Below are 21,112 nucleotides of genomic sequence, written 5' to 3' on the forward strand. Positions count from 1 at the left end.
GACACGCGTCAAAATGATCGGATGTCCGATCTGCACGTCCATCGCTTCGGTCCGGAGACCGGCCGGGTCGTCCTCGCCCTGCACGGCGTGACCGGGCACGGCAAACGCTGGGAGGCGCTCGCCGACGAGCACCTGCCCGAGCTCCGCGTGCTCGCGCCCGACCTGCGCGGGCACGGCCGCTCGACCGGGGTGCCGCCGTGGAATTTCGAGACGGTGGTCGCCGATCTCGTCGCGCTGCTGGAGGCGGAGGGCACCGGGCCGGTGGTGCTGGTCGGGCACTCGTTCGGCGGGGCCTGCGCGCTGCACCTCGCGCACCGGCGGCCGGACCTGGTGCGCAGCCTGGTGCTGCTGGACTCGGCGATCGGCCTGGAGCCGGAGCGGATGCTCGACATCGCGCTCTCCTCGCTGGCGCACCCGGACTACGACAGCGTCGCCCAGGCGCGCCGGGACAAGCAGGAGACCGGGTGGGGCTCGGTCGCGCCGCGGCTGCTGGAGGCGGAGCTGGACGAGCACCTGGTGCCGACCGCGAACGGGCAGGTGGGGTGGCGGATGAGCATTCCCGCGGTGAACTCCTACTGGGGGCAGCTGGCGCGCGGGTACGTGCTGCCGCCCGCGGAGCTGCCGACCGTGCTGGTGCAGGCCATGCGGGTGCGGCCGCCGTTCCTCACGACGGAGTTCGCGGCGGCGATCTCCGAGCGGCTCGGGTCCAATTTCCGGCTGCTGCAGTGGGATTGCGATCACATGGTGGCGCAGGAGCTGCCCGCCGAGACGGCGGCGCTGATCCGGTCGATGCTGTGACCATCGGCGACGAGCAGATCGAGCGGGTGCGGGCGCTGGTGGCGGCGGTCCCGGCCGGGCGGGTGACCACCTACGGCGACCTGGCCGCCGCGGCGGGGCTCGCCAGCCCGCGCACGGTCGGCTGGATCATGCGCACCGACTCCGGCGACCTGCCCTGGCACCGGGTGCTCGGCGCGAGCGGGCGCCCGGCAGCGCACCTCGCCGAGCGGCAGTTGCGGCTGCTCGCCGCCGAGGGGGTGCCGATCGTCGACGGGCGAGTCCGGTTGCGCACCGCCCGCCACCCCTTCCCCGAATCGGACTGAGCGTCCGCGGCACGCCGCCGGGCACATCCACCTCGCGATCGCCGCCGCGCACCGTTCGCACCCCGCCGCATGCGACCGCGTCGTTCGCCCTCGGGGACGGAACCCGCGCACTACCGTGAGGGCATGTCCACCCGCCTGGTGTACGTCGCGGTCCGCGCGCAGCGGCCGTCGGCGCTCGCGGAGTTCTGGGCCCGGCTGCTCGGCTGGACCGTGACCCTCGACCGCGGCGACCGGGTCGACATCGCCCCGCCGGACCCCGGCCTGCCCGGCCCGGCGCTGACTTTCCGCGCAGCTCCGCCGGGCGCGCCCGCGCACGCGTCCCCCAATCGCCTGCACCTCGACCTCGCCTCGTACAGCCCGCGCCAGCAGGACGACCGCGTGCGCCTGGCACTGGAGCTGGGCGGCGACCACCTGGACATCGGCCAGGGCGCGGTGCCGTGGGTGGTGCTCGCCGACCCGGAGGGCAACGAATTCTGCGTGCTGGAGCCGCGACCGGAGTACGTGGGCACCGGCGCGCTGGCCGCGGTGGTGGTCGGCGCGGCGGCGCCGGCCCGGCTGGCGGCGTTCTGGTCGGTGGCCTCGGGGTGGCCGGTCGCCAGGAACGGCGCGGTGGCCGGGCTGCGCTCGCCCACCGAGCTGGGTGCCTGGCTGGAGTTCATCCCGCATCCGGGGCCCGGCGACGACCGGCTGCACCTGGAGCTCGGAGCGCGCGCGGGTACCGCCGCGGCCGAGCGGCTCACCGCCGCTGGCGCCGTCGCGCGGCCGGACGGCGGCACCCGCTTCCTCGACCCGGAACACAATCCGTTCTGTCTGGTCGAGGCCGAGCGCGGGCAGCCGACGAACTAGCATCGCCCGCATGGGGAACCGCGCCGCACAACCGCCGGAGCGGGCCGACGCGGTCGTGCTCGCCGGCGGCCGGGCCAGCCGGATGGGCGGCGTCGACAAGCCGGGCATCGTGGTCGGCGGCCGGTCGCTGCTGGACGCCGCGCTGGCCGCGGTCGCCGGGTGCGCGCGGATCGCGGTGGTCGGCCCGGAGCGCGCCGGGCTCGGCCCAGCCGTGCGGCAGACCAGGGAGCAGCCGCCCGGCTCCGGACCGGTCGCGGCGCTCGCCGCCGGACTGGCCGCGCTCGGTGCGGAGCAGGCGCCGCTGGTGGTTGTTCTCGCCGCGGACCTGCCCTTCCTCACCGCCGACACCGTGCGGCGGCTCATCGAGCACCTCGGCGCGGCGGACGCGGCATTCGCGGCGGATCGGGACGGCCGCCCGCAGTACCTGATCGGGGTGTGGCGGCGGAGTGCGCTCGACGCCGCGCTGGCCGGGCTCGGCTCGCCGGTGAACCACCCGATGAAGGCGCTGGTCCCCGCCGCGAGCACGGTGCTGGAGCTGCCCGGCACCGACGACTGCGACACCCCCGAGCAGGTGCTGCGCGCCCGCACCGCACTCGGCGACACCCTCGACGACGCCCGCGCCACCCTGCGCACCGGCCTCACCCCGCTGCCCGCCCGCGGCACCGCGCTCGCCGCCGCCCGCGGCGCCGCACTGGCCGAGCCGCTGCGCGCCGCGAGCCCGCTCCCCCGCTTCGACGTCTCCGCCATGGACGGATACGCCGTCGCCGGGCCGGGCCCGTGGCGGATCCGCCGCGACATCGGGTACGCGGGCGGCGAACGCCCGGCCGGACTGGAGCCGGGCGAGGCGGTGCGGATCGCCACCGGCGCACACGTCCCCGAGGGAACCACCCGCGTCGTCCGCGACGAATTCGCAAGCCTGCTCCCCGGCACGCCCGGCTCGGGCTCGGTCGCCGATCCTCAGCCTGCCCGCACGGACACCCTCGCGCTGCTCCCCGACTCCCCGCTCCGCGGCGACATCCGCCGCCGGGGCGAGGACCGCGCGACCGGCGACGAGATCGCCCCGGCGAACACCCCGATCACCACGGCCCTCATCTCCGCCGCCGCCTCGGTCGAGGTCACCACCGCCACCGTGCGCGGCCCGGTCTGCGCCCGAATCGTGATGACCGGCGACGAGATCCGCGCCGACGGCCCCCTGCACGCGGGCCAGACCAGGGACTCCATCGGCCCCGTCCTCCCCGACCTGCTCGCGACCTGCGGCATCACCACCGTCGACCGCGTACACCTGCGCGACACCGCGCACGGCTTCGACGCCGTCCTCGACGCCGCGCACGACCGCGACCTGCTCGTTGTCGTCGGCGCGACCGGCGGCGGTGCCGCCGACCAGCTGCGCGGCGCAGTGGCGCGGGCCGGCGCCCGCATCCTGGTGCCCCGCCTCCGCCTCCGCCCCGGCGGCTCCACCCTCGTGGCCGAGACACCGGCGGGCACGACGATTCTCGGCCTCCCCGGCAACCCGTACGCCGCGGTGGCCACGCTGCTCGCCCTCGCCCCCGCCATCGTCGCCGGCCGCACCGGCGCCACCCCGAGCCCCACCCTGCGCGGCCCCCTGCACAATGCCGCCGAGACAGCGGCCGCGGTGCCGCGCATCGTCCCGGCCAGGTATGCCCCGCAGGGCGGCTTCCTCGGCGACCCGGCCATCCGCACCGCCCACCTCGGCGGGCTGGTCGGCCGGGACGGGCTGGTGGTGGTCCCGGCGGACGCCGCGGACGGCGCGCTCGTCGAATTCCTGCCACTCCCTCGCTGACCCGATTCCGGCAACCCGCCCGCGGAGTTCGGCGAGCGCGCGCAGCCCCGGCTACGCGCCGTGCGCGCGCAGCTGCATCTGCCTGCCGGAGCGGTCGGTGGCGAAGATGCGGCGCGCGTGCAGCGCGACCGGGCTGGTCGACCACGGCGCCAGCGCCGTGGTGAACATGAGCTCGCACCAGGAGAGCGCGGGCACCTCGCCCGCCGCCAGGGTGGCGATCAGCGAGAGCTCGGTGTCCTGCTCCTGCCAGGCGGCGATCAGCCAGGCCGCGTCCAGCCTGCCGAGGAATTCGATGGCGTCCTCGGGCGGGCCGTGCGGGGTGTCCACCGCGAGGTGGACCACCGCGGCGATCGCGTGCCGCATCTTGGCGTCGAGCCCGACGGCGTCGTGCAGCAGCAGCGCCTCCAGGGCGGCGCGCAGCTCGACGCTCTCGTCGATGGGGTCGAAGGAATCCGGACGGTCGGCGGTGGCGTGGTACATGGTGGCAAGCCTTTCCTCAGGGGCCGTATGGAGTTGTCGGTGCACGAGCCTGGCGGTGGAGCCGGGGTCGGCGGCATCGTCGAGCGCCGCGGGTTCGCAGTCGCCGATGAGGTCGTCGAGGACTCCGGCGCGCCAGTTCAGCCGCCCGTAGGCGTGGCACCAGTCGAGTGCGGGATTGTCGTCGGTGACGATCAGATCCAGCGCCAGCCCGGCCAGGGAGGCCGCGCAGGCCAGTGCGGTCGCGTCGATGTCGGGATCGATGACGCAGAGGTGCAGGGTGGCCTCGTCCAGCCCGGCGTCGGTGCGGGCCCGGCCCGCCAGCCAGACCGCACGGGACGCCGCGGCCGTCGCCGCGGCCAGCCGGTCACCGCGCGGGTGGTCCGGGTCGTCGGCCGCGAACGGCCCGTACCAGAGCGCGTTCCCCTCCTCGCCGCACACCGCGAAGGTGCCGGAGCTGCCGTCACCGGCGGCGGCCAGCGAAATATGCGGTACCGACTCGAAACCCTGCACCATTCCGGCTCACTTCCCCGCGGTCGACGATTCCGGTCCGGTTCGGTACGAACCACTGGATCCCTGCTCCGGAATACGTCTCGCCCATTCGAGCTGAATTGTCTCGGAGTCAGGTCTACCGAGGCGGACAGGCAGATGTCCACGAATCGCCGTTGTTCCGGCAAACCCCTTGTTGTACATACACCCGGCAGTGACACACCGGATTCCGCTGAACCACAGGCGGAATCGATCGTGGTCGGGCAAAATCTCCGCATCCGCTCCGAAGCACACAAAGCGAACCACGCGATCCCGCCGAACAGGCTGGCCACGCCTCGGGTGAGGCACTATAGCTAATTTTCAGTTAATCGAATTCGCCCGATTGCCGGGCGATCTCAGCGCACCCGCATCCCGAGGAAGTACTGCACGAAGCCCGGGTACGGCCCCGCGTCCAGCCGGAAGGTCTGCACCGCGATGTGCTGCGGCACGCCGGTGCGCGGGTCGCGCAGGTACATGGCGAGCCGCTCACGCCCGTACGAGGCGCCGCCGCGCTCCCACAGCCTGCGGAACTCCGGGAACTCCGCCAGTTCGGCGAGAAAACCGACCGCCCATTCTGATTCGGCGTAGCGGCCGATCGCCGCGCGCAGCGACTGCACCGCGAGCATGGCCTCGTCCTCCCACTCCAGCACCACCCGCGGGGCAGCTCGATCCGCGAAGAACCAGCGCAGCACATTGCCCGTCGCCTCCAGCCCGGGAAACGCACTGCGGTAGGCATCGTTGCAGGCCAGAACATTCCAGCGGATGTCGAGGTAGGCGGCCAGGTTGGGCTCCTGCATGGCCAGCGTGCGGTGCATGTCCCTGGTGATGGCGGCCCGCAGGGTCTCCGGCTCCGGCAACTCGGCGTGGTCCAGCCCGGCCAGCTCCAGCAGGTGCCTGCGCTCGTCGTCGCCGAGCACCTCGATCCGGTCGAGGTACGCGATCAGCGCCGCGAGTACCGGGCGGGTGGGGCGGTCCCGGTCGCCGTTCTCCAGGTGCGTGATGTAGCTGGCGCTCACGCCCGCCGCGAAGGCGAGCTTCTCCCTGGAGATCCGGCGGCTGTCCCGCAACTCCCGGAGCAGACCCCCGAGCGTCGGCAGCCGCAGCTGCCCCTCCGCACCCGACCCGGGTGTCTTGCGTGCCACAGCAACCCCGCTCCCGATTCGCCATCCGACGCAGCACCGTAGTTGACCACACGCGGCCCGGCTTTCCGGTGGCAAACCGAAGGGGCGCGACGGTGCGAGACATTTCCCACAGCGCGTGCCATATCGGCGGCCCACCCCGTCGAGCACGCTGAGCCGATATTAAACGACGAATTACCTCGGAATTGACCGGCGCCGGTCGCCCCGGCCAAGTGGGGACTTTCGGCCCTGCCGATCGGCCCTCCCCGGAGCAGGCGACCGGTCAGCTGCTCCGGAAGCCGAGGAAGAACCGGATCCAGCCCGGATGCACGCCGGAGTCGACCTCGTAGACCTGGAACTCGAGCAGGCAGGTGGCGCCGGCCGCCGCGTCATGGAAGCGGAGCCTGGGCAGGTCGCCCCCGTAGGAGATGGCCCCGGTGCTCCAGAGCCTGCGGAACTCCGGGTAACGGCTCAGCTCGGCCAGCAGCCCGCCCGCCCACGCGGCCTCGCCCGGCCTGCCGATCCGGCCGCGCAGGTTCGCGACGCTGAGCGCGGTGACCCGCTCCCAGTCCGGCATGACCCGGCGCGCGGCCGGATCGCCGAACATCCAGTGCAGCATGTTCCCGCCCTCGCCGAGCCCGGGGAACATCGCCGCGGCCACCCGGTTCACCGCGAGCAGGTTCCAGCGCGCGTCGAAGAAGCCGGCCGGGTTGGGGTCGTGCAGGCTCAGCCCGCGCCGCATGGCAGGGCCGATGCCCGCGCGCAGCTCCTCGACGGTCGGCACCTCGGTGACGGCGAGCCCGGCCAGTTCGAACAGGTGCCTGCGGTCGTCGGCGGGCAGCCGGACCACCCGGTCCAGGTAGCGGAGCAGCGCGTCGACCACCGAGCGGGTGGGGTGCTCGCGCTCGCCGCTCTCCAGGTGCGCGATGTAGCTGGCGCTCACCCCGGCGGCGAAGGCGAGTTTCTCGCGGGAGACCCCGCGGTCGTCGCGGATCCGGCGCAGCGTCCCACCGAAGGTCGGGGGCACCACGTCGAGGCGATCGCGAGCTTCCAGCACACCATCCGGCACGGCACACCACTCCCTGCGCTGTCGTACACCGCGAACCGGCGGACCTCATCGACGCGTCGGCCGCGGTGTTGGGCCGATCCTGTGTTGCCCCATGCTCAGCGATCGGCGGGGAAACAGCGCGCGGAGCCACGAAACTTTATGGATTCTTTACCTGCGATTCCGGGGCGCGGTATGTAAACAAATGTAAAGCGCCCGAGAACCGGCGGTTTCCGAACCATCACCGCGGCCCCCGCCCGGCCCGTTCCACCAGGTGTTCCCGCGCCCGGGGTGACCGGGGTGTTGCCGCCGCCTCACAGCTCACCCCGCCCCGAAGCGGGTTGTGAGACAACCGTTTTGACCTGCGACGATGCCTCCTTACCCTCGGGTGGTGGCCGATACGCGAGAAACGCAGGATCCGGGTGACGCGCTGCTCCGGCTCGGGCGCTACTTCCGGCGCGACGAGACCTCGGACGATCTGCGCAGCGTGCACCGGGTCGGCGGGCGCTCGGCCGACGAGTTCTACCGGGACCGCTGGTCGCACGACAAGGTGGTGCGCTCGACGCACGGGGTGAACTGCACCGGGTCCTGCTCCTGGAAGATCTACGTCAAGGACGGCGTGATCACCTGGGAGTCGCAGCAGACCGACTACCCCTCGGTCGGCGCGGACAAGCCGGAGTACGAGCCGCGCGGCTGCCCGCGCGGCGCCTCCTTCTCCTGGTACACCTACTCCCCCGCCCGGGTGCGCTACCCGTACGTGCGCGGGGTGCTGCTCGAGCTGTACCGGGAGGCCAAGGAGCGGCTCAAGGATCCCGTGCTGGCCTGGGCCGATGTCGTCGAGGACCCGGCGAAGGCGAAGCGCTACAAGGCGGCGCGCGGCAAGGGCGGCTTCGTCCGGGCCGAGTGGTGGGAGGCGGCCGAGATCGCGGCCGCCGCGCACGTGCACACGGTCAAGGAGTACGGGCCGGACCGGGTCGCCGGGTTCTCCCCGATCCCGGCCATGTCCATGGTCAGCCACGCCGCGGGCGCCAGGTTCATCTCGCTGCTCGGCGGCTCCATGCTCTCCTTCTACGACTGGTACGCGGACCTGCCGGTGGCATCGCCGCAGGTCTTCGGCGACCAGACCGACGTGCCGGAGTCGGCGGACTGGTTCGACGCGAGTTACCTGATCATGTGGGGCTCGAACGTCCCGGTGACCAGGACCCCGGACGCGCACTACATGACCGAGGCCCGCTACCGCGGCCAGAAGGTCATCGTGGTCTCGCCCGACTACGCCGACAACACCAAGTTCGCCGACGAGTGGGTGCCCGCGCGCCCCGGCACCGATGCCGCGCTCGCCATGGCCATGGGCCACGTGATCCTGCGCGAGTTCTTCGCCGAGCGGCGCACCGAGCGGTTCCACGACTACGTCACCCGCTACACCGACCTGCCGTACCTGGTCTGCCTGGACGGCGAGCTGCCCGGCAAGTTCCTCACCGCCGCCGACCTCGGCGAATCCGGCGATGGCGCCGCGCACAAGCCGGTCCTGCTGGACGAGGGCGGCGCAGCGGTGGTGCCGAACGGCGCGCTCGGCCACCGCTTCAACGCCACCGACGCCGGACGCTGGAACCTCGATCTGGGCGATACGCGCCCGCTGCTAACCCTGCTCGGCGGCGAGTCCGCGACCGTGCGGCTTCCCCGCTTCGACGCCGACAGCCCCGAGGTGCTGCTGCGCGGGGTGCCGATCCGCGAGGTCGCGGGCAAGCGCGTGACCACCGTCTTCGACCTGCTGCTCGCGCAGTACGGCGTCGGCCGCGACGGCCTGCCCGGCGACTGGCCCACCGGCTACGACGACGCCGAGCGGCCCTACACCCCGGCCTGGCAGGAACGCATCACCGGCGTCCCCGCGGTGCAGGCGCAGCGGATCGCGCGCGAGTTCGCCGACAATGCCGAGCGCTCCGGCGGCCGCTCGATGATCCTGATGGGCGCGGGCACCAACCACTGGTTCCACTCCGACCAGATCTACCGCTCGTTCTTCACGCTGACCCTGCTCACCGGCTGCCAGGGCGTGAACGGCGGCGGCTGGGCGCACTACGTCGGGCAGGAGAAGTGCCGCCCGGTGACCGGCTGGTCGACGCTGGCCTTCGGGCTGGACTGGCAGCGCCCGCCGCGGCAGATGCAGGGCACCGTCTTCTGGTACCTGAGCAACGACCAGTGGCGCTACGACCCGTTCACCGCCGAATCCTTCGCGTCGCCTTTGGGCACCGGCCGCTTCGCGGGCCGCACCGCCGCGGACAATATCGCGCTGGCAACCCGCCTCGGCTGGATGCCGAGCTACCCCACCTTCGACCGCAACCCGCTCGACCTGGCCGACCAGGCCGCCGAGGCAGGCAAGCCCGCCGCCGAATACATCGTGGACGAGCTGAAGGCGAACACCCTCCGCTTCGCCTGCGAGGACCCGGACGCCCCGGAGAACTTCCCGCGCTGTCTCACGGTGTGGCGGGCCAACCTGCTCGGCTCCTCCGGCAAGGGCAACGAGTACTTCCACCGGCACCTGCTCGGCTCCGACTCCAACCTGCAGACCGACGACACACCGGGCGTGCGGCCGCAGGAGCTGGTCTGGCGCGACGAGGCCGCCACCGGCAAGCTCGACCTGCTGCTCTCGCTCGACTTCCGGATGACGAGCACCACGCTCTTCAGCGATATCGTGCTGCCCGCCGCCACCTGGTACGAGAAGCACGACCTCTCCTCCACCGACATGCACCCCTTCGTGCACGCCTTCTCCCCGGCCATCTCGCCGCCGTGGGAGGCCAAGACCGACTTCGAGGCATTCCACCGGATCGCGCGCGGCTTCTCCTGGCTCGCCGAGAAGCACCTGGGAGTGCGCAAGGACATCGTCGCCGTTCCGCTGCAGCACGACTCCCCGGACGCGCTCGCCCAGGCGGGCGGCAAGGTGCTGGACTGGCGGGCGGGTGAGTGCGAGCCGATCCCCGGCCGCACCATGCCCAAGCTGGTCGAGGTCGAGCGCGACTACCCGCGGATCGCGGAGAAGATGGCGGCGCTCGGCCCGCTGGTCGAGACGCTCGGCACCACCACCAAGGGCGTCACCACCTACCCCGAGCCGGAGGTGCGCTACCTGGCCGGGACCAACGGCACCGTCGTCTCCGGCATCGCGCAGGGCAGGCCGTCGCTGGCCAAGGACACGCACGCCGCCGAGGCGATCCTGGCGCTCTCCGGCACCACCAACGGCAGGCTCGCGGTGGAGGGGTTCGAGGCGCTGGAGCGGCGCACCGGCACCGAGCTCGCCGACCTGGCCCGCGAGCACGAGGGCAAGCGGATCACCTTCGCCGACACCCAGGCCCGCCCGGTCCCGGTGATCACCTCGCCGGAGTGGTCGGGCAGCGAGACCGGCGGCCGCCGCTACTCGCCGTTCACCATCAACGTCGAGCGGCTCAAGCCCTGGCACACGCTCACCGGCAGGCAGCACTTCTACCTCGACCACGACTGGATGATCGAGCTGGGCGAGCAGCTCCCGGTGTTCCGGCCGCCGCTGGACATGTCCGCGCTCTTCGCCGAGCCCGGCATCGGCAGCGTCACCGAGCGCGGCGTCACCGTGCGCTACCTGACCCCGCACTCGAAGTGGTCCATCCACTCCGCCTACCAGGACAACCTGCACATGCTCACGCTGAGCCGGGGCGGGCAGTCGATCTGGATGTCGGAGCGCGACGCCGCCAAGATCGGGGTGGCGGACAACGACTGGATCGAGGCGGTGAACCGCAACGGCGTCGTGGTGGCGCGCGCGATCGTCAGCCACCGGATGCCGGAGGGCACCGTCTTCATGTACCACGCGCAGGACCGCGCGGTGGACGTGCCGCGCATCGAGGGCACCGGCGCCGCCGACTTCAAGGGCAAGGGCAAGCGCGGCGGCATCCACAACGCGCTCACCCGGATCATGATCAAGCCCTCGCACCTGATCGGCGGGTACGCGCAGCAGTCCTTCGCGCTGAACTACCACGGCCCGACCGGAAACCAGCGCGACGAGGTCACCACCATCCGCCGCCGCTCGCAGAAAGTCGAGTACTGATATGCGTGTCATGGCCCAGCTCGCCATGGTGATGAACCTGGACAAGTGCATCGGCTGCCACACCTGCAGCGTCACCTGCAAACAGGCGTGGACCAACCGGAGCGGCACCGAGTACGTCTGGTTCAACAATGTGGAGACCCGCCCCGGCCAGGGCTACCCGCGGCAGTACCAGGACCAGGAGCGGTGGAAGGGCGGCTGGACGCTCAACAAGCGCGGCAAGCTCACCCTGAAATCCGGCTCCCGGCTGAAGCGGCTGCTGAACATCTTCGCCAACCCGGAGCTGCCCACCGTCTCCGACTACTACGAGCCGTGGAGCTACGACTACGACAACCTGCTCTCCTCCCCGCCCACCGACACGGTCCCGGTCGCCCGGCCGAAATCGCTGATCACCGGCGAGGACACCCAGGTCACCTGGGGCGCGAACTGGGACGACGACCTCGGCTCCGGGCCGGAGCAGGTGGGCCGCGACCCGCTGCTCGGCAAGCTCTCCGAGCAGGTCAAGCTGGAGTTCGAGCAGACCTTCATGTTCTACCTGCCGCGCATCTGCGAGCACTGCCTGAACCCGTCCTGCGCGGCCGCCTGCCCCTCCGGCGCCATCTACAAGCGCGCCGAGGACGGCATCGTGCTGGTCGACCAGGACAAGTGCCGCGGCTGGCGGCAGTGCGTCACCGGCTGCCCGTACAAGAAGATCTACTTCAACCACAAGACCGGCAAGGCCGAGAAGTGCACGTTCTGCTATCCCCGGGTGGAGGTCGGGATTCCGACCGTGTGCTCGGAGACCTGCGTCGGGCGGCTGCGCTACATCGGCGTCATGCTCTACGACGCGGACAAGGTGGCGGAGGCGGCGTCGGTGACGGAGGTCTCCGACCTGTACCCTTCGCAGCTGGGGGTCTTCCTGAACCCGCACGACCCGCGGGTGATCGCCGAGGCCGAGCGGGCCGGGATTTCCCCGGAATGGATTCAGGCGGCGCAGGATTCGCCGGTCTACAAGCTCATCGTGGACTACCAGATCGCGCTGCCGCTGCATCCGGAGTACCGGACGATGCCGATGGTCTGGTACGTGCCGCCGCTCTCCCCCGTTGTCGACGTGCTGAGCGAGACCGGGCACGACGGTGAGGACGCGGGGAATCTGTTCGGCGCCATCGACGCGCTGCGGATTCCGGTGGAGTACCTGGCCGAGCTCTTCACCGCCGGTGAGATCGGGCCGGTGCGGGCCGCGCTGCAGCGGCTCGCCGGGATGCGGGCGTTCATGCGCTCGGTGAATCTGGGTCAGGAGCCGGATCTGACCATCGCGCCATCGATCCGGCTGGAGCCGGAGGAGATCGAGGCCATGTACCGGCTGCTCGCCATCGCCAAGTACGAGCACAGGTACGTGATCCCCAACGGCGCGGGATCCGAGGCGCACCAGCTGGATTCGCTCGCCACGGGGTGCAGTCTGGATACCGATGGCGGGCCAGGGATGACGGCGCTGGATCAGATGGTGGAGAAGTTCCACCTGACGGACTCGAATTCGGCGGCGCCGGAGGGGAAGTCGGGACGGATCAATCTGCTCGACTGGGATGGGCAGAGCACGAAGGGGTTGGTGCCGGTGGGCGGTGACGGCTCACCGAACGGCGATGGCGTCCCGCGCGGCAACGGCGCCGCGTCGGCGGGTGGCAACGGCGCCACCCGATCCGGTCCCGCGTCGGCGGACGAGGCGGCCGTGCGATGAGCCTGCTCAAACTGCGCCGCCGCCCGGAGCCCGCGGTTTCGCTGCCCGAGCCGGACCGGCTGCTGGTCTGGCGACTCGCCGCGCTGCTCCTCGACTACCCGGGGCGCGAGACGCTCGAACTGCTCGACACCGTGTCCGCCGCCCTCCCGCGGCTCCCCGCGCCGATCGGCCCCGCGCTCGCCGGATTCGTCGACTACCTGCGCGGCACCGGCGAGATCGAGCTCGCCGCGACCTACGTCGAAACCTTCGACCTGCGCAAACGCGCCAGCCTGCACCTCACCTTCTACGCCTACGGCGACACCCGCAAACGCGGCATGGCGCTGCTCCGCTTCAAACACGCCTACAAGCACGCCGGAGTCGAACTCGACGACCGCGAACTCCCCGACCACCTCCCGGTGCTGCTGGAGTTCGCCGCCACCATCGACCCCATCGGCGGCGAACGCCTGCTCGGCGAGCACCTCCCGGTGATCGAACTCCTCCGCCTCTCGCTCACGGACACCGGCTCCCCCTACGCCGCCGTCCTCGGCGCGGTCACCGCGACGCTCCCGCCACTCACCACCGCCGACCGCCGCCGCATCGCCGAACTCGCCGCACAGGGCCCGCCGGACGAAGACGTCGGGCTGGAGCCGTTCGCCATGGACCCCAGCCTGTTCACCGAGGGAGAGGGCCGCCGATGAGCACCATCGTCTGGATGACGCTGCCGTACATCGCCTTCACCTCGTTCCTGCTCGGGCACGTGTGGCGGTACCGCACCGACCAGTTCGGCTGGACCACCCGCTCCTCCCAGCTGCACGAGAGCCGCCTGCTCCGCCTCGGCTCCCCGCTCTTCCACTTCGGTATGCTCGGCGTCTTCGGCGGGCACGTGCTCGGCGTCCTCATCCCGCAGTCCTGGACCGACGCCATCGGCATCTCGCACCACACGTACCACGTGGTCGCCGTCGCCGCCGGCTCCGTCGCCGGCTTCGCCGTGATCTCCGGCATCGGCATTCTGCTCTACCGCCGGTTCACGGTGGCCGCCGTACGCCGCGCCACCACCGGCTCCGACAAGGTGATGTACTTCCTGCTCGCCGGAGCATTGATCACCGGCCTGCTCAACACCGTCGGCAGCAACCTGCTCTGGGGCACCTACAACTACCGCGAAACCGTCTCCCCCTGGTTCCGCAGCCTCTTCACCGTCGATCCGCAGCCGGAGTTGATGGTCGGTGTCCCTTGGACGTTCCAGGCGCACGGGTTGTTCGTCCTGGTGCTGGTGGCGATCTGGCCCTACACCCGGCTGGTGCACATGTTCAGCGCCCCGATCGGATACCTGACCCGGCCGTACATCGTGTATCGGAGCAAGGAGACGAATGCCGCGGACACGCGGCGGTACGCCCGCGCCTGGGAGTCGACGGGCCTTCCGCCCAGCAGATGATTTCTCACCCCTCCTTCGCCGCCGCTACCTCTCGCTCGATCGTCTCGAAGATGCCGATGTCGGTCTTCCGCTGCCACTCCGGCAATTGATCCCACGCCGCGACGTATCCCGGCTTCGGCTCCGGGATACGCGCGTAGATCTGACCGATCCAGCAGATGGCGACGAACTGACCCTTGAGCTCGGGAGCCAGCTGGGTCACAGCACCATCGGTCGCCTCGATGAACTCGGCCACCTGACGGTAGACCGCAGCCGCACTGGCCCGTTCCCAATCCGGTGTGCTCTCCCACGGAGTGATGTAGCCGTCTTTCGGCGTACCGGGGAAGTGCGTCGTGACGCCGCTGATCCACGCCTCGCGGAAGACCCTGCCGCCGTGCTCGATGTCGGTGCTCAACGGTGCTCCTCGTCAGTATCGGGGGGACGCTGCCAGCGTAGTGATCTGCTGCTGGAGGTAGTCGACGTGTCGGTCCCCGCGTAGCCCCGACAGCCGTTGTCCCAGCTGATTCAGCCGTCGGCCGATGTATCCCGAACGGGTACGGCGGGCGATGTCGACGGCAGTGCCGCCGTACCACACCGTCTGTACCGGATCGTCGCGCAGCGCTCCGGCCGCGGCGAGGTCGATCAGAACACCGGCGCGGCGACGTGGTGACAGCGGACGATCGAGCAATGGCCAGAGGATGTGTTCGGCGTGTTCGGGGCGGTCCAATTGGATCAGGCAACCGGCGTGTTCCTCGTCGATGCGTTCCCCGGAGAAGCGCAGCCAGCCGAGCGCGGGTGTCGTGCGAAGATCGACGACGCCCCGCGCCACTTCGAATGCCTGCTCACAGGCGTAGGCGTTACCGAGGCCGGCGAGTGCCTGCGCCCGCACACTTGCCACCCAGTGGGCCGTCGGCAGCGTACGGTCGCCGCGCCGGGCGATGACTGCCGCCTGATCCACGAGCGGCAAAGCCTCGCCGAACCGGCCGTCGACGATCCCGATGTAGGCATGCCGCGTCAGGGCGCAGGCCCACAGGTCATAGGCGCGGGCATGGGCGGCAAAGGTGCCGGACAAGGCATAGCAGTGCGCTGCTTCGCCCAAGTGGTTGCCGTCCATCAGGATTTCGCCGGCGAGTTGGAGAACATCGGCGATCAGTTCGTGCTGGCGATCGTGCAAGGTCGGCGTTCGTGAGTGGCGGAGCCCCTCGATCAGCAGGCCGAGCTGGCTGCGAACCGCGCCGAATACCGATGCCTTCGTTTCGGATTCGCCGTAGAGCTGCCACAGCGATCTGTTCAGGACGGCACTCTCGTCCGCCGTCGCGACGTCCACATGTCCCGACGCTGTGGTGGACAGCAGACGATCCCGGTCGACGCTGGTCGGCATCGCGAGCGTGGTTGTGGCGATACTCAGCAGACGCAACAATTCGCGACGGTCCATATCCGTGACCTCCGTGGGAGTCGCACCACCGAGGAAGGCAGGAAGACTCTTTTCCACAGTAGTGGCATCCGGTGCCTCAACCGACCGTGCAGTCCGAATAGGTGTCGGAAGATGTGTGGGTCGACTCGATGGTCGATGCCGAGCCCGCCACGTCGCTTCTCCCTCGGCCAGGATCTGCTCGAACCTGGCCCGGTCGTCGTCCGAGGCTCGCGCCTGATAGGTCGTATCCAGAATCGCCTGGGTATTGGAGCGCGGCACGACCGCACTCAGGCCGCTACGCCAGTTGGCGACAGTGGTCGTCTCCAGACCGAGCAGTGCGGCGAAATCTCGCACCGAACGTCTCATCGCTTCTTGTAAAGCGGCTGCTTCGAACCCCGTCCATTCCCGCCCCCGCACCATTGCCCCACCCTACTGTTTCCGGCCCTGAACTGGGCAAACTCGCCCCCCACGCCAACGGTAGCCGAACAGAGGGCGACTGCGGGCCCGACCGCATGGGGATCAGAGTCGAAAGCGGTATCCGGTACCGGGCTGACGCCGGAATTCGCTCCTCCGGCGCACCGGCCCGCCAGAGTGGCAGTCCGGTGGCGAAACGCCCCCGGTGCCGGATACCGCCGACCATGTCGATTGTTCCGCCACGGAGGATCCGGTGATCACCAATTCGTCTGGCATGCACCAACTCACCGCAGCGGTTCAGCAAGATGCACTACTTCTGGCCGGCGCGGCAGGTGTCGGGGCAGTCGGATTGCTGGCATGCGTGATGCTCCTGGCGGCTCGCTCACCCTCGAAAGATGACGCACGACGGAGTGATTGGCCTCGGCCCTGGACGCACGGTGCGCCGGACGGGATCTTCAGCGTCAGGGAAGCGCACCGCGAAATGCAGTTGCACCGAGAGTGTCGCCTGGAAGAGTGCGCCCGGAAGGCTGCCGCTTTCCAGAGATTGATCGAGGCCGGACGAGTGACGCCGGATTCCGCACGGCAGCCGCGTTGAACAGCGGGAATCGACGGCCCCGCCGCTGCGCTGAGGTCGACGGCGCCTGTCCGCCCCGGGTGCGGCGGGCCGGCAGGTTACGAACTGTCGGCGCGGACCATCGAGCGAGTTCGTGTAATCGCAGCCGGCCGGATCAGCGCCGATGAGGCTGTTGCCGCGACCATCGCCGAGGCTCGGCAGCGCCGGGAATCGCAGTCAGCAGCCCTCGTCCGGGTAACTTCCGCAACGACATGGGCGATGGAAGCGGGTGTGAGCAGCAGACGCCCCCGCTTCGTCCAGTTACCGCATCCCGGAGCGGAGATCGCGCCTCGGCAGGACGCCGTTCCGTGGAATACCGGGCCGCACGGGCGCAAGTTCCTGCGTGGGAATGGGGAGTATCTGGCCGAGGGCGCTGAAACCCGGCCTCGGAGCGGTGAACTCGTGTTCTGGGGTGAGTGGGAGTCGCCGTCCCGGATCGTCGAGCGGTGGCCGCGCGGGGGGCAGTTGCCACGGGCATTGCACGAGCCGTGCTGGACGCGGCCGATCCAGCCGTATCCACGACAGAACACCGATCCGTGGGTGTTCGGGGATCGGATGATCTACAGCAACTGCAAGCAGAACACCAAGAAGGGACCGACCGCCCTACGGAACCTGGAGCGGGGCTCGGTGATCGTCTTCGGCTCGGTGCTTGGGGGCGAGTTCTGCGTGGACACGGTGTTCGTGGTGGCCGCGGCCGAGCCGTGGACTCCGCTCGCGGTGGCGGAGCGCGGGCTGGGCGATGCGTTTCTGGCGGCGACGGCCGAGCCGCTCGGCGCACCGGCGGGCGACGGGCGCTCGGTGCCCGACGGCAAGGGGAGCTGTGCACCGGCGCCGAAGGCGGTGCTCACGCTCTACCGCGCCGCCACCGTCGACGACCCGGTCGACGGTATGTACAGCTTCGTCCCGGCGCTGCCCGCAGCGGCCGACGGCCCCCGGTTCGCCCGGCCGTCCGTGCGGATCCCGGGTGCGATCAACCCGGCGAGCACGCAGAGCCACCGTTCCGCGCCCGGTGTCGAGTCGCCCGCGGCGGTCTCCGAGCTGTGGCGCGAGACGCGGCGGCAGATCGTCGATCAGGACCTCGTCCTTGCCACGCACCTGGACATCCCGGCGCGGTGCGCGGGGCCGACGGTGATCCCGCCGCGGGCGGGCACGGTGTGCTGATCAGCGGCTCTCGGCCCGCAGGAAACGGCCGGTGCGGACGGTGCCCAGGCGCTCGGCGGCAGCACCCTCGCCGAAGACGAACTCACCGTTCACCAGGACGGCGGTGATCGCGCGGTCGTTGCGGTTGACCATGCGGGAGAGCCCGTCGTACGCGGGGATGGCAGCTTCGGCGTAGTCGTCCAGCGACGAATCCAACCCCTCGGGGTCGAGGACGACGAGGTCGGCGCGGTCGCCGAGGCGGAGGTGGCCGGCGTCGAGGCCGTACCAGTCGGCGAGTTCGCCGGTGAGGCGGTGCACCGCGTGCTCGATGGTCATGAAGGGTTTCCGAGCCTGGTACACCCGGCGGAGGAAGCGCAGGCCGAAGTTGTAGAAGGCCATGTTGCGCAGGTGCGCCCCGGCGTCGGAGAAGCCGAGCTGGACTCCGGGGTCGACGGCGATGCGGTTCAGGACGTCTTCGCGGTGGTTGGAGATGGTGGTGCGCCAGCGCAGTTTGCGGCCGTGCTCCACCACGAGGTCGAGGTAGGCGTCGACCGGGTGCAGGCCGCCGCGGTCGACGCCGACCTGGCCGAAGGTCTTGCCGATCACCAGGTGGTCGGGGCAGTCCACGATCTCGGCGTCGAAGAAGTCGCGGTGCCAGACGCGGGGGCCGAACTTGCTGTCGTAGTCGGCCCGGAAGCGGCGGCGGTACTCCTCGTCCTGGAGCATGGCGCGCTGCTCCTCGATGCGGTCGGCGAGGTGCAGGGCGGCGGCGCCGGAGCCGAACTCCTCGAAGATGACCAGGTCGATGCCGTCGGCGTAGACCTCGAAGGGCACCGGGAGGTGCTGGAAGCGGAGGTTACCGCCGAGGCCGTTGAAGAGCCGGGCGAGCAGCGGGAAGACGCGGATGATGAACGGGATGGCCTTCAGGTCCGCGGCGGCGAGCAGGCTCACCGGGAGCGGCTTGCGGAAGAGCCCGACGGTGCTCGCGGCCATGGTGACCAGGCTGTGCGGGCGCGCCACGTCGGGGCCGCCCTGGAGGGCGCGGCCGTAGCGGCGGAGCACGGAGTTCAGGCGGTGGCGTTCGCGGCTGCGCGCGTAGGTGGAGGGCAGGGTGCGGGAGCGGCAGGTGTCGCCGTCGAGCTTGTCGAATTCGAGCTGCTGCGAGGACATGCCGACGAACCCGGCCTCGAGCGCGGCGGTGAGCTTGCGCTCCATCTCGCCGAGTTCGGCAGCGCCGGGGCGGAAGGAACGGTCGGTGGCGCGGTCGAGGCCGAGCACGTCCGCCCTGATGTCGGAGTGGCCGATGAAGGCGGCGATGTTCGGGCCGAGCGGGAGCGCGTCCAGGTAGGCGGCGTACTCGCCGGCGTCGCGCCACACCTGGTGCTTCTCGACGCCGTCGACCACGTGCTTGCGCGGGATGGCCTCGACGCGGGCGAAGAGATCGGCTGCGGTGGTGGCGTCGACGTGCACGGTGGAGAGCGAGCAGGAGCCCAGCAGCACGGTGGTGACGCCGTGCCGCACCGATTCGGCGAGCCCGGGCTGCTGCAGCACCTCGATGTCGTAATGGGTGTGCACGTCGAGCATGCCGGGCAGCACCCAGCGGCCCTCGGCGTCGATGACCCGCGGGCAACCGGTCTCGTCCAGCGGGACGGTGGAGACGGTGGCGACCCGGCCGTCCACGATGCCGAGGTGCCGGACGGCCGACGGCGCGCCGGTGCCGTCGAACCAGCGGCCGCCCTTGACGATGGTGTCGTACACGATGTCTCCTCTCAGAGCGTCAGGTCGCGCCGGACGACTTTTCCGGTCGCGTTGCGCGGCAGTGCTTCCGGGGTGAGCCGCCAGTGCGCGGGCACCTTGAAGTAGGCGAGCCGGGCCGCCGCGAACTCGCGCAGCTCCTCGGCGGTGACCGGGCCGGTGGTGACCACGAGTGCGGCCACCGCCTGCCCGAGGTCGGGGTCGGGGACGCCGAAGACAGCGGACTCGGCGACCGCGGGGTGCTCGTCCAGGACGTTCTCGATCTCGGTCGGGTACACGTTCTCGCCGCCGCGCAGGATCAGGTCGCTGCGCCGCCCCACCAGGTAGAGCCGCCCGTCCCGGAGCAGGCCGAAGTCGCCGGTGCGCAGCCAGCGCTCGCCGTCCAGCGCGGCGGCGGTGGCGGCCTCGTCGTTCCAGTAGCAGAGCATGACGTACGGGCTGCGCACGCAGATCTCGCCCTCGGCGCCCTCCGGCAGGTCGTTGCCCTCGGGGTCGCGGATGGCGATGGTGACGCCGATGATCGGGCTGCCGACCGTCTCCGGGAAGGCCGCCAGCTCCGGGGGTGTGGCCAGGGTGCCTGCTGTGCCTGCCTCGGTGAGGCCGTAGCTGGTGGCGAGCTGCACCGGCAGCGCCTCGCGGAGCCGCTGGTGCAGCGCGGGCGAGGAGGGCGCGGTGTTCAGCGAGAAGGCGCTGAGCGAGCTCAGGTCGTAGTCGCTCAGATCCTGCTCGAGCAGCCGGATCGCCATGGTCGGGACGGCGCCCCAGTGCGTGACGCGCTCGCGCTCGATCAGCCGCAGCACCCGGTCGGCGTCGAACTTGTTGTCCGGGAAGATCACCGCGGCGCCGGTGGCGATCCGCGGCACCACCAGGTTGTGCAGGCTGGCGATGTGGAACAGCGGCGAGCTGAGCAGCCAGCGCTTGGCGCTCGGGCGCTCGGGGTCGAAGGCGAGCCCGGCGAAGGTGTCGGCCATGGCCTCGGTGAAGCGGTGGTACTCGGTGACGGCGAGCAGGTTGCGGTGCGTGTGCACGACCCCCTTCGGCCTGCCGCTGGTGCCGCTGGTGTAGAGGATGACCGCGGGGTCGTCCTCCTCGACCGGGGTCTCCGGGGCGGCGCCGGCGAACTCGGCCAGCAGCGCGGGGAGGCCGTGCTCGATGGTGAGCACGGGGATGTCGGTGCCGGTGATGCGCTCGGCCCTGGCGGCGTCGGCGATCACCACCGCTGGCGTGGAGTGGCCCAACGCGTAGTCGATTTCGCGCGGCGCCCACCAGGCGTTGTACCCGGCGGCGATGGCGCCGAGGCTCTGCGCGGCCCAGAAGGCGATGACCCACTCCGGGGAGTTGGCGGCGAGGATCGCGATCCGATCGCCCTTCCCGACGCCGTACCGCGCGGCCAGCCCGGCGGCCAGCGCGCCCGCGGCGTCGGCGTGCTCGGTGTAGGTCCAGCGGCGCTCGGCGGTGACCAGGTAGTCGCGGTCGCCCCAGCCCCTCGACTCGGTGAGCGCGGTGCCGAGCGAGCGGCGGCGGTTCACGAACACCGGGAGCTGCGTGCCGAGCACCGGCTCGACGGTGAGCGCGAACGGGCCGCCCGGCCCGGCGAGCGTCGCCGCCACCTGCGCGGCGAGCTGCCGCGGATCTGCCGCCATCGTCATCGGGACACACTCTCCTGCCTCAGGGAACCAGTACCGCGCGGCCGCGGATCT

16 protein-coding genes are annotated in these 21,112 nt (G+C 71.1%); 9 read left to right on the forward strand and 7 right to left on the reverse strand.

Features of this window, described 5'->3' with window-relative positions; genetic code table 11:
- Positions 1–21 precede the first annotated feature (21 nt).
- The 4 genes from ACFO0B_RS07245 (at position 22) to ACFO0B_RS07260 (ending at position 3,747) form a co-directional block, all read left to right on the forward strand.
- The gene (locus ACFO0B_RS07245; RefSeq protein ID WP_378611533.1) at positions 22–798 is read left to right on the forward strand and encodes an alpha/beta hydrolase; all 777 of its coding nucleotides are present in this window, start codon (positions 22–24) and stop codon (positions 796–798) included.
- A complete protein-coding gene (locus ACFO0B_RS07250) occupies positions 795–1,100 on the forward strand; it encodes an MGMT family protein (protein ID WP_378611534.1) in 306 nt (101 codons plus the stop codon). The genes ACFO0B_RS07245 and ACFO0B_RS07250 overlap by 4 nt, the downstream gene beginning before the upstream one ends.
- A 123-nt stretch (positions 1,101–1,223) precedes the next feature.
- On the forward strand, positions 1,224–1,946 hold the full coding sequence (locus tag ACFO0B_RS07255; RefSeq protein WP_378611535.1) for a VOC family protein: 723 nt from the start codon (positions 1,224–1,226) through the stop codon (positions 1,944–1,946).
- A 10-nt stretch (positions 1,947–1,956) separates the two neighbouring features.
- Complete coding sequence (locus tag ACFO0B_RS07260) at positions 1,957–3,747, forward strand: NTP transferase domain-containing protein (protein WP_378611536.1); 1,791 nt, start codon at positions 1,957–1,959, stop codon at positions 3,745–3,747.
- A gap of 51 nt (positions 3,748–3,798) precedes the next feature.
- On the opposite strand, the gene ACFO0B_RS07265 is transcribed toward ACFO0B_RS07260, so the two are convergent.
- The 3 genes from ACFO0B_RS07265 to ACFO0B_RS07275 form a co-directional block, all read right to left on the reverse strand.
- Positions 3,799–4,740 carry a hypothetical protein gene (locus ACFO0B_RS07265; RefSeq protein ID WP_378611537.1) on the reverse strand — a complete coding sequence of 314 codons (942 nt, stop codon included), beginning with the start codon at positions 4,738–4,740 and terminating at the stop codon, positions 3,799–3,801.
- Positions 4,741–5,108: 368 nt separating this feature from the next.
- Positions 5,109–5,894: a helix-turn-helix transcriptional regulator gene (locus tag ACFO0B_RS07270; RefSeq protein WP_378611538.1), complete on the reverse strand. Its 786-nt coding sequence runs from the start codon at positions 5,892–5,894 to the stop codon at positions 5,109–5,111.
- A gap of 259 nt (positions 5,895–6,153) precedes the next feature.
- Entirely contained in the window at positions 6,154–6,939 is a 786-nt protein-coding gene (locus ACFO0B_RS07275) for a helix-turn-helix domain-containing protein (protein WP_378611539.1), read from the reverse strand.
- A gap of 346 nt (positions 6,940–7,285) precedes the next feature.
- Between ACFO0B_RS07275 and ACFO0B_RS07280 the strand changes: the two genes are divergently transcribed.
- From ACFO0B_RS07280 to narI, 4 genes are read left to right on the forward strand one after another with little or no spacing between them, the layout of a single operon-like run.
- The gene (locus tag ACFO0B_RS07280; RefSeq protein ID WP_378611540.1) at positions 7,286–10,978 is read left to right on the forward strand and encodes a nitrate reductase subunit alpha; all 3,693 of its coding nucleotides are present in this window, start codon (positions 7,286–7,288) and stop codon (positions 10,976–10,978) included.
- Between the two features lie 10 nt (positions 10,979–10,988).
- The gene (narH, locus tag ACFO0B_RS07285) at positions 10,989–12,689 is read left to right on the forward strand and encodes a nitrate reductase subunit beta (protein WP_378611615.1); all 1,701 of its coding nucleotides are present in this window, start codon (positions 10,989–10,991) and stop codon (positions 12,687–12,689) included.
- Positions 12,686–13,366: a nitrate reductase molybdenum cofactor assembly chaperone gene (gene narJ, locus ACFO0B_RS07290; protein WP_378611541.1), complete on the forward strand. Its 681-nt coding sequence runs from the start codon at positions 12,686–12,688 to the stop codon at positions 13,364–13,366. The genes narH and narJ overlap by 4 nt, the downstream gene beginning before the upstream one ends.
- A complete protein-coding gene (gene narI / locus ACFO0B_RS07295) occupies positions 13,363–14,100 on the forward strand; it encodes a respiratory nitrate reductase subunit gamma (RefSeq protein WP_378611542.1) in 738 nt (245 codons plus the stop codon). Before narJ ends, narI begins: the two co-directional genes overlap by 4 nt.
- 4 nt (positions 14,101–14,104) lie before the next feature.
- On the opposite strand, the gene ACFO0B_RS07300 is transcribed toward narI, so the two are convergent.
- Both ACFO0B_RS07300 and ACFO0B_RS07305 read right to left on the reverse strand, forming a co-directional pair.
- The gene (locus ACFO0B_RS07300) at positions 14,105–14,491 is read right to left on the reverse strand and encodes a hypothetical protein (RefSeq protein WP_378611543.1); all 387 of its coding nucleotides are present in this window, start codon (positions 14,489–14,491) and stop codon (positions 14,105–14,107) included.
- 12 nt (positions 14,492–14,503) lie between these two features.
- A complete protein-coding gene (locus tag ACFO0B_RS07305) occupies positions 14,504–15,844 on the reverse strand; it encodes a hypothetical protein (RefSeq protein WP_378611544.1) in 1,341 nt (446 codons plus the stop codon).
- Positions 15,845–17,072: 1,228 nt separating this feature from the next.
- Here ACFO0B_RS07305 and ACFO0B_RS07310 point away from each other — a divergent pair.
- A complete protein-coding gene (locus tag ACFO0B_RS07310; RefSeq protein ID WP_378611545.1) occupies positions 17,073–17,678 on the forward strand; it encodes a hypothetical protein in 606 nt (201 codons plus the stop codon).
- On the opposite strand, the gene ACFO0B_RS07315 is transcribed toward ACFO0B_RS07310, so the two are convergent.
- A complete protein-coding gene (locus ACFO0B_RS07315; protein WP_378611616.1) occupies positions 17,679–19,418 on the reverse strand; it encodes an N-acyl-D-amino-acid deacylase family protein in 1,740 nt (579 codons plus the stop codon).
- 8 nt (positions 19,419–19,426) lie between these two features.
- Positions 19,427–21,061, reverse strand: coding sequence for a class I adenylate-forming enzyme family protein (locus ACFO0B_RS07320; RefSeq protein ID WP_378611546.1), 1,635 nt, complete (start codon positions 21,059–21,061; stop codon positions 19,427–19,429).
- Between the last annotated feature and the right edge of the window lie 51 nt (positions 21,062–21,112).

This window comes from Nocardia jiangsuensis, assembly GCF_042650385.1.
GTDB lineage: Bacteria > Actinomycetota > Actinomycetes > Mycobacteriales > Mycobacteriaceae > Nocardia > Nocardia jiangsuensis.